The sequence below is a fragment of the uncultured Paraglaciecola sp. genome, assembly GCF_937123705.1.
Classification (GTDB): Bacteria; Pseudomonadota; Gammaproteobacteria; order Enterobacterales; family Alteromonadaceae; genus Paraglaciecola.
This window is the reverse complement of the sequence record NZ_CAKZKO010000029.1, coordinates 1-8,179: the sequence shown is the minus strand read 5'-3', so window position 1 is coordinate 8,179 and position 8,179 is coordinate 1. Positions and strand designations below refer to the sequence as shown.

General features: G+C 41.5%; 8 protein-coding genes and 1 pseudogene. 5 read left to right on the top strand and 4 right to left on the bottom strand.

Annotated elements, in window-relative coordinates:
• A partial coding sequence (locus Q0688_RS04140) for a TonB-dependent receptor plug domain-containing protein (RefSeq protein WP_299073448.1) occupies window positions 1-750 on the bottom strand: 750 nt, incomplete at its 3' end.
• Between the two features lie 319 nt (window positions 751-1,069).
• Between Q0688_RS04140 and Q0688_RS04135 the strand changes: the two genes are divergently transcribed.
• From Q0688_RS04135 to Q0688_RS04120, 4 genes are read left to right on the top strand one after another with little or no spacing between them, the layout of a single operon-like run.
• On the top strand, window positions 1,070-1,747 hold the full coding sequence (locus tag Q0688_RS04135) for a histidine phosphatase family protein (RefSeq protein ID WP_299073446.1): 678 nt from the start codon (window positions 1,070-1,072) through the stop codon (window positions 1,745-1,747).
• A gap of 13 nt (window positions 1,748-1,760) precedes the next feature.
• Window positions 1,761-2,975, top strand: a complete 1,215-nt coding sequence (locus Q0688_RS04130; RefSeq protein WP_299073444.1) for an acyl-CoA dehydrogenase family protein — start codon at window positions 1,761-1,763, stop codon at window positions 2,973-2,975.
• A 25-nt stretch (window positions 2,976-3,000) separates the two neighbouring features.
• Window positions 3,001-4,035: a phosphotransferase family protein gene (locus Q0688_RS04125; RefSeq protein ID WP_299073442.1), complete on the top strand. Its 1,035-nt coding sequence runs from the start codon at window positions 3,001-3,003 to the stop codon at window positions 4,033-4,035.
• Between the two features lie 57 nt (window positions 4,036-4,092).
• Window positions 4,093-5,067, top strand: coding sequence for an NADPH:quinone oxidoreductase family protein (locus Q0688_RS04120; protein ID WP_299073440.1), 975 nt, complete (start codon window positions 4,093-4,095; stop codon window positions 5,065-5,067).
• Window positions 5,068-5,147: 80 nt separating this feature from the next.
• Here the strand turns inward: Q0688_RS04120 and Q0688_RS04115 are convergent, their stop codons facing one another.
• From Q0688_RS04115 to Q0688_RS04105, 3 genes are all read right to left on the bottom strand, one after another.
• Window positions 5,148-5,612, bottom strand: coding sequence for a nuclear transport factor 2 family protein (locus Q0688_RS04115; protein ID WP_299073438.1), 465 nt, complete (start codon window positions 5,610-5,612; stop codon window positions 5,148-5,150).
• A 262-nt stretch (window positions 5,613-5,874) separates the two neighbouring features.
• The gene (locus Q0688_RS04110) at window positions 5,875-6,309 is read right to left on the bottom strand and encodes a PaaI family thioesterase (RefSeq protein ID WP_299073436.1); all 435 of its coding nucleotides are present in this window, start codon (window positions 6,307-6,309) and stop codon (window positions 5,875-5,877) included.
• 79 nt (window positions 6,310-6,388) lie between these two features.
• The gene (locus Q0688_RS04105) at window positions 6,389-7,669 is read right to left on the bottom strand and encodes a serine hydrolase (protein ID WP_299073435.1); all 1,281 of its coding nucleotides are present in this window, start codon (window positions 7,667-7,669) and stop codon (window positions 6,389-6,391) included.
• Between the two features lie 292 nt (window positions 7,670-7,961).
• On the opposite strand from Q0688_RS04105, the pseudogene Q0688_RS04100 reads away from it, so the two are divergent.
• Window positions 7,962-8,179: pseudogene (locus Q0688_RS04100) on the top strand (polyribonucleotide nucleotidyltransferase); the annotation flags it as partial.

Here is an 8,179-nt window from a genome sequence, read left to right as displayed (position 1 = left end):
CATTTGACCACGTAAATTCCATCTGTCTTTGTTATTGAGGTCTTTGATCCCCTCAACATTACTAATACTTGTAGTGTACCCATCACGAGTGTTAAAGCCACCAGATAAGCTGAAAGCTAGTTCATCTGTAATGCCGTTAGTGACATAACCTTTTAATGATTGCTGATTATAGTTGCCAATACCAACTTCTACTTTTCCTTCAAAGTCATAAATTGGTTCCATTGTACGTACACTGATTACTCCCGCAGAAGCATTTTTACCAAACAAGGTACTTTGTGGGCCACTAAGTACTTCAATTTGCGATACTCTTGGTAAATCGCCAATGGCGCCACCAGCGCGAGAGCGGTATACGCCATCGATAAAAATACCTACTGACGGTTCAATACCTGTATTGTTTGCCCCGTTACCAAAACCACGAAGAGAAAAGTTAACGTTACTTGAACGTTCTAATGGCGTGACACGTAGTGTAGGTACCAAAACCTGCAAGTCATTTATATCCTTAAGGTTGGCCTGTTCAATTGCTTCGCCAGACACGACCTGAATCGCTACGGGTGTTTCTTGTAAACCAGTCTGACGTTTTGATGCAGTTACGAATATACGTTCGAATTCTGGCTCTGCTTCTGCCGCAGCATCTGCTTCTTGGGCCTGTAAGTTAGTTGCACCCAATGTGCTTAGCATGGCTGAAACTAAAAGGGTTTTTTTAAAACCATTGCTGGCACAAGGTAGGTTCTTGAAAGTACTTCTATTCATTGATGTGTTCTCTTTATGGCTTTTTAATGACAAATAGTGATTCTTTCTTAAGCTCTTAGACTTAATGAAAAGATCCACTCATCAGACCTGCATGTTAGCAAGAACCCAAGTTGAAAGTAAATGTATAGTTGGTCAAATGTTAAAGCTGTTTACTTTAAATATAAAACATTGATAACTAAACACTCTTTTTAAATAAAGCAGTGTTTAGGAAGAATAATTGTTATAAATTTACTAAATGGTATTTAATTAAAATAATAAATTGAACTAATAGATCTGTTCAGAATAGTATATCCCTGATAATACATTTAATGGTGAATTTGTGTCTGAACTCTATTTGGTCCGTCATGGACAAGCTTCATTTGGAGCAAAAAATTACGACAAGTTAAGCGAGCTTGGCCATCAACAGGCTTTTTGGCTAGGTGATTACTTTAAGTCAAGAAATATCAGCTTTGCTAAAGCGTTTAGGGGAGACATGGTACGTCATCAAGAGACCACAGCTGGCATTTTGCGTGGCTTAGGTCAATCGCCTGAGATCTCCATTGATACGGGGTTTAATGAATTTGACTTCAAAAATATTGGCGATAGCTACCAAACAGTTAATCCGCAAAGCCGTTTGCCTAAAAATCCACAACCCGCAGATTTTTACCGTTTATTAAAACAAGCCATGTACGCTTGGTCGCAGGACCAATTACCTATGGACACCTTAGATGAAAGCTGGGTAGATTTTAAAAATAGAGTCAATGGTGCCATGCAGGCCGCCTGCCATACTAAAAGCAAACAGCCGATTTTAATTGTGAGCTCTGGTGGTGCTATATCCATGTTAATGAGTCTAGTGTTAGGTATGGAAGCCAAACAAGTTATTGAATTGAATATGCAAGTACGCAACACCAGCATTAGCCATTTTTATTACAACCAAGATAATATTCGCTTATCGAGTTTTAATAATATTCCCCATTTAGATAGTCCAGAAAGACTGGATTCCATTACTTTTAGTTAAAGGAAGTACCCTAATGAATTTTGATTATTCAGATAAATCTCAAGCACTTATCGATCGTTTACAAGCTTTTATGGAGGAGCATATTTACCCTGTTGAACAGGAATATATTCATGCCGTTGAAAGCAACCCAGATCGCTGGGCACCGCCCGCTATGCTTGCAGGACTTAAGCAAAAAGCCAAAGAGGCAGGTTTATGGAATTTGTTTTTACCTGAAGAATATTTGCCTTATGGCGCCGGTTTAAGCAACTTAGAATATGCGCCTTTGTGCGAGATAATGGGCCGCGTAATGTGGTCAAGCGAAGTCTTTAACTGTAATGCTCCAGACACCGGCAATATGGAAGTATTGTCGCGCTATGGAACTGAAGAAGACAAACAAAAATGGTTAGTCCCTTTACTAGAAGGTGAGATTCGTTCTGCGTTTGCTATGACTGAGCCGGCGGTTGCCTCATCAGATGCCACTAATATAGAAACGTCCATTAAGCGCGATGGTGACGAATACGTCATCAATGGCCGCAAATGGTTTACCAGTGGTGCCATGAATGTGAATTGTAAGATTATGGTGGTGATGGGGAAAACCGACCCCGAAGCTGCGCGGCACTTGCAACAATCACAAATATTAGTGCCAATGGATACTCAAGGCGTGACTGTAGTGCGCCCTTTGTCTTCAATGGGACATTTTGATGAGCCTTTTGGTCATGCTGAAGTATTATTCGAAAACGTGCGAGTGCCAGCGGCCAATTTATTGGTGGGCGAAGGTGAAGGGTTTGCTATCGCCCAAGGGCGTTTAGGGCCAGGTAGAATTCATCACTGTATGCGCCTAATTGGTTGTGCCCAGCGTGCCTTAGATTTAGCATGTGAGCGGGTTGAAAATCGAGTGGCCTTTGGTCAGCCTTTAAGTAAACAGCAATCTATCCGTGAACGCATAGCACAAATGCACTGTGATATTGAGCAAGCGCGTTTACTTACCCTAAAAGCAGCTGATAGCATGGATAGATACGGCAACAAAGTAAGTCGCGATATCATTGCGGCAATTAAAATTGTGGCACCCAAAATGGCTTGTAATGTGATCGATCAAGCCATACAAATGCACGGCGCTGGGGGGACAAGCCAAGACTATGTATTAGCCGCTATTTATGCCTATGCCCGAACCGTACGTTTAGCTGATGGCCCAGATGAAGTGCATATGATGCAACTGGGTCGAAACTTAATTAAAGACAAAAACGCCTAATAAGAGTGTTAAAGAGGAAATAATAATGACTGATAAAGTTTCAGTTGAACAATTAGATGAGCAGTTATTGGCTGACTACCTAACTCAGCATATTGATGGGTTTGAAGGGCCAGTTACTGCCACAAAATTTGCTGGTGGCCAGTCAAATCCAACCTTTAAGTTGACCACGGCCAAGCAAACTTATGTTTTGCGTAGGCAACCCCCTGGCAAATTGCTTAAATCTGCTCATGCCGTAGACCGCGAGTATAAAGTGTTGGATGCGCTGAAAGGTTCAGCTGTGCCTGTGGCTAAGGTGTATCATCTTTGTGAAGATACATCTCTTATTGGCAGCATGTTTTACATTATGGAATATGTAGAAGGGCGGGTGTTTTGGAACAGCGCCTTGCCTGAAATTGCAGATAATCAAACTCGCGGCGAAATGTACCAAGACATGGTTGAAGTGATGGCAGCACTACATAGTGTAGACATCGAAAAAGTAGGTCTTAGTGATTACGGTAAACCCGGTAATTATTACGAGCGTCAGGTGGGCCGCTGGAGCAAACAATATAAGTTGTCTGAAATCCAAACCATCCCAGAAATGGATCAGCTAATGGCCTGGTTAGAAAAAAATCTACCAGAAGATGACGGTAAGGTGTCGTTAGTACACGGCGACTACCGTATGGACAACGTCATGTTTCACCCAACCGAGCCGAAAATTTTAGCGGTTTTGGATTGGGAACTATCGACCTTAGGCCATCCTTATGCCGATTTGGCTTATCAGTGTATGCAATTACGTTTACCAGAAAACGTCGGCAAAGCCACAGGCTTAGGTGGCGTAGATAGAGCACCTTTAGGGATCCCTGCGGAGCAAGAGTATGTAGCGACTTATTGCAAGCTGGTGGGTATTGATAAAATAGATAACTGGAATTTTTATCTCGCCTTTAGCTTTTTCCGATTAGCGGCTATTGCCCAAGGTGTGGCAAAACGTGCCCAAGACGGCAATGCCTCGAATAAAGAAGCCCAAGGGGTAGGCGCAATCGTTAAACCTTTAGCCCAATATGCGTTAAAACTCACTCAATAATAAAAAGGCAAAGCGTTAAGGTTTTGCCTAAAAACTAGTATTTGCACGGAGACATCAATGAAAGCCATAGTATGTGAAGAATTTGCCCCAGTAGAACAATTACAATACAAAGATGTACCCGATCCCGTGGCTAAAAAAGGCCATGTAGTAGTGAATGTAACTGCATGTGGAGTTAACTTCCCTGATGGGTTATTGGTGCAAGGTTTGTATCAAATGAAGCCACCATTTCCGTTTATTCCAGGAAACGAAGTCGCTGGTGTTATCAGCGAAGTAGGCGAGGGTGTATCACACCTTAAAGTGGGCATGCGGGTAATTGCTATGTGTATGTTAGGCGGCTACGCCGAAAAAGTATTATGCCCCGCCACCCATATTTTGCCACTACCAAATGAAATTCCAGATGAAGAAGCCGCAGCTTTAGTCACAGCCCATGCCACCGCCCATCATGGCTTGAAACAACGAGCACAAATTCAACCCGGTGAAACCTTGTTAGTAACAGGTGCGGCTGGAGGCACCGGCCTAGCTGCAGTACAAATTGGCAAAGAAATGGGCGCAACTGTTATTGCTGTATGTTCAACCCAAGAAAAGTTAGATATGGCCAAAGCCAATGGTGCCGATATTCTGATCAACTACACCGACACCGACCTAAAAGCGGCGATTAAAGAAGCCACAGACGGTAAAGGCGTGGATGTAGTCTATGAATGTGTGGGCGGCGATACTTTTGATATTTGTTCCAGAAGCATGGCGTGGAACGGTAGATTGCTAGTAGTTGGTTTTGCTGGCGGTACTATTCCAGAATTCCCGGTGAATCTTGCGTTAGTAAAAGGTTACTCAGTGATGGGCGTATTTTGGGGCTCCTTTACCCAACATCAACCACAAGACTTTGCCGCGAACATGAAAGAGTTATTAACTTGGTATGTACAAGGTAAAGTCAAAGTTGTAGTGGATGATATTGTGCCTCTAGAAAATGCCAAAGACGCATTAAATAAGGTCATGAACCGTGAAGTGAAAGGTAAGATGACGTTAAAGCCTTAGGGGGAGCTGCAAGGTGTTAGTTGCGAGTTAAGGACATAAAAAACGAGATCTATAAGATCTCGTTTTTGTTTGAACACTTGTTAACTTTTTAGTTGAATAAACTGAACACCTTTAGGTGCGCGCTTGTCGTCAAGCCGTGTGGTATGTAATTGAGATATTAACCACTTCCCATCTATGTTTTTGATAAGCGCACTTTCCAACCAAATAATGTCCTTACTGTTTTTTTTATTATCGAGCTTAGCTTTATTCCAGTAGTTAACTAAATAGGCATCATTCATTGCTTCAAAACTGATAATACTAAAAAAATTTGTCCTAACGTATTCGGAAGCCGTCACAACATTAACGAGATCGTCAATAGTCCATACTTCACCATGTTCCAACAATACAAATGAGTCGGTCACTACAGAGCGCATTTTCTGGTGATCTACATTCGAAATAGACGCAAACAAGGTTTCGACTGCTTCAAAGGCCAGTTCATCTGTTTTTCCATGACTGTTAAAAGACATCCCTAATAAAAAAGCTATGGAAAGAATGAATCTATGCATGTTTATCTCCTTGATTAAAAAGACTACTTAACCCGAATTCGGGATAAGGAATGTCGAAAAATACATATTTACATTTATATTTCAAACACTTACTTTTATTAAACTTAATGCATCTATTCAAATCATGGGTAAGTGGTGCTAGTTTTGTTCTTATCAAGGCGTTCATTATGTTGTGTAGTCACTCTACACTCATGATGAACAACGAAGATAGGGGCAAAAATAGCGCTACTTACAGGCGTTTCTTATCCCGAGTTCGGGTTACTTAAACATATCCTGCGGCGTCGACCAATAGAAACTTTCCTCTAACAAATATGCCATTGCCGCGACCAATCTCTCGGTCTTGTGAATCATAGACTATCGATTCCACAATAAACTGCGAGCTGTTTTGGTTGACTACTTTGCCAATGGCTTTCATTTTTCCTGAGGTGACGTGGCGAGTGATGTAAGTTGTAAATGACGTGGTTAATACAAAAAACTCCTCTTCTAATGAGTTGGCAGCAAAAAAAGCTGAGTCGTCTAACATTTTGAAATACACCGAGCCATGCACACCACCCGCAGAGTGGTGGAATTTTTCGGATAACGCTATTTCGATGACGGCTTCACCTTCACTAACCTGCATCTTTGGCTCAAAAATCTTATTTATCGGTGCTGCCGAATACATATTTTCAAGATTTTTAAAGTGTACTTTGTTTGTCATCAATACATTCCTAATCCAAATGAAAGTAATAAAAACGGGATCATGCAGATCCCGTTTTCAAAAGGCTAAACAATGGCGTTTAATCCACTAATGCCTGATAAACAAGGTTTCTAAAGTCGTCGTGATAACGATGAAAGCCAATAGGCATAAATTGGGTCATGGCAATCAATACAATTTTTTCTTGAGGATCGACTCTGAAATAAGTGGATGCAGCACCGCCCCAACCAAAGTTGCCTTTTGAACCCATATAGCCTAATTGCCCGGTATCAACAGTGACCGACATCGCTAAACCATACCCTTCGCCCAAAGCATCATTCCCGTATGGGATCAAATTTTCTGGTAAATGGTTGCTGCGCATGTATTCAACGGTTTTACGGCCTAAAATTCTGACTCCGTTAATTTCTCCTTCATTTAACATCATTTGTGCGAAGGTAAAATAATCTTGCATGGTAGAAACTAAACCGCCGCCAGCATTGTGGATTTCAGGATCGCTTTTGAAATTACTTAACAGTGCGTTTGGCATCACAACTGTTTCGCCAGTTTTAGGATTCGCAGTATAAAGCTGGGCCAGTCTATGCAATTTTTCTTCAGACACGAAAAAACCTGTGTCTTTCATACCTAGAGGTGTGAATAGTATTTCTTGCATATAATCACCGAGTTTTTTGCCGCTTAGTCTTTCAACTAAAAAACCAAGTACATCGGTATTTACACCGTAGTTCCATGCAGTACCAGGTTGATGTACTAGCGGTATTTCCGCTAATTTACTCAACATGTTTTCTCGCGTTAGTGCATTAGGATCGGCTTGAAGCTTTTGATATAACTTGTCTACTTCACTGTTGCCAAAGCCGTAACTAAAACCAGCTGTGTGAGTAAATAAATCGATCACGCGCATGGTAGTTTTAGTGTCTTCCACCACCATGTTATCGCCCGAACCACTCACATACACTTTTAAGTTAGCTAGCTCTGGCAGGTATTTGGCAACAGGGTCGTGCATATGAAACTTGCCTTGCTCCCAAAGGGTCATTGCAGCTACCGATGTTACCGGTTTACTCATAGAGTAAATTCTGAAAATCGCGTCTTCAGCCATAGGTTTACTTGCTTCTTTGTCCATCATGCCTTGGGCATTTAAGTAGGCAATTTTTCCGTTACGAGCGACTAAGGTGAGGGTGCCTGCAAGTTTGCCTTTATCGATATAGTCTTGCATCACAGTGGAAATTCGCTCTAAACGTTTGGGCGAGAAACCAACGGATTCAGCTGTTGCTGAAAGTGAGTCTGAGGCTGAGGCGGGTTTAGTATCGGCCACCGTTGCTTGGCAAGCAACCAAAGTGAAAGCGATTAAAACCGATGTGATTTTTTTCATATTAAGTCCTAAACATGTGGGTAGAAAAGCAGTTTAACCAATAGACTTTTTTGAGCAATACTCTGATGATGATTAATTATTATGCAGAATAATCACCCTAATCAATGGCTTCAACGAACAAGGGCCTAGCAATGAACGTTTATGTGGTGTTTTTACAGTTAATTTAGGTCATACGCTGTTTTTAGCCTGATTGACCCGCTATACTATGCGCCGCATTTGAAAGCGATACTCAAACAAAGCAAAAACTATTGTCCTAAGTGGGGCAATGAATAAAAATATTTAAAGGATAAAAATGACTCCTATTACTAAAACTTTTCAGTATGGTCAGCATACTGTTACTCTCGAAACGGGCGTAATTGCTCGTCAAGCCACAGCAGCTGTTATGGCCAGCATGGACGATACTTGTGTATTAGTATCTGTTGTTGGTAAAAAAGATACTAAGCCAGGTCAAGACTTTTTCCCGTTGACGGTTAACTATCAAGAAAAAACTTACGCTGCAGGTAAAATTCC

Bases quoted from the DNA above. Each gene is read 5' to 3' on its own strand.
- Q0688_RS04130 (WP_299073444.1), top strand. From the start codon at position 1,761: ATGAATTTTGATTATTCAGATAAATCTCAAGCACTTATCGATCGTTTA.
- Q0688_RS04125 (WP_299073442.1), top strand. From the start codon at position 3,001: ATGACTGATAAAGTTTCAGTTGAACAATTAGATGAGCAGTTATTGGCT.
- Q0688_RS04120 (WP_299073440.1), top strand. From the start codon at position 4,093: ATGAAAGCCATAGTATGTGAAGAATTTGCCCCAGTAGAACAATTACAA.
- Q0688_RS04115 (WP_299073438.1), bottom strand. From the start codon at position 5,612: ATGCATAGATTCATTCTTTCCATAGCTTTTTTATTAGGGATGTCTTTT.
- Q0688_RS04110 (WP_299073436.1), bottom strand. From the start codon at position 6,309: ATGACAAACAAAGTACACTTTAAAAATCTTGAAAATATGTATTCGGCA.
- Q0688_RS04105 (WP_299073435.1), bottom strand. From the start codon at position 7,669: ATGAAAAAAATCACATCGGTTTTAATCGCTTTCACTTTGGTTGCTTGC.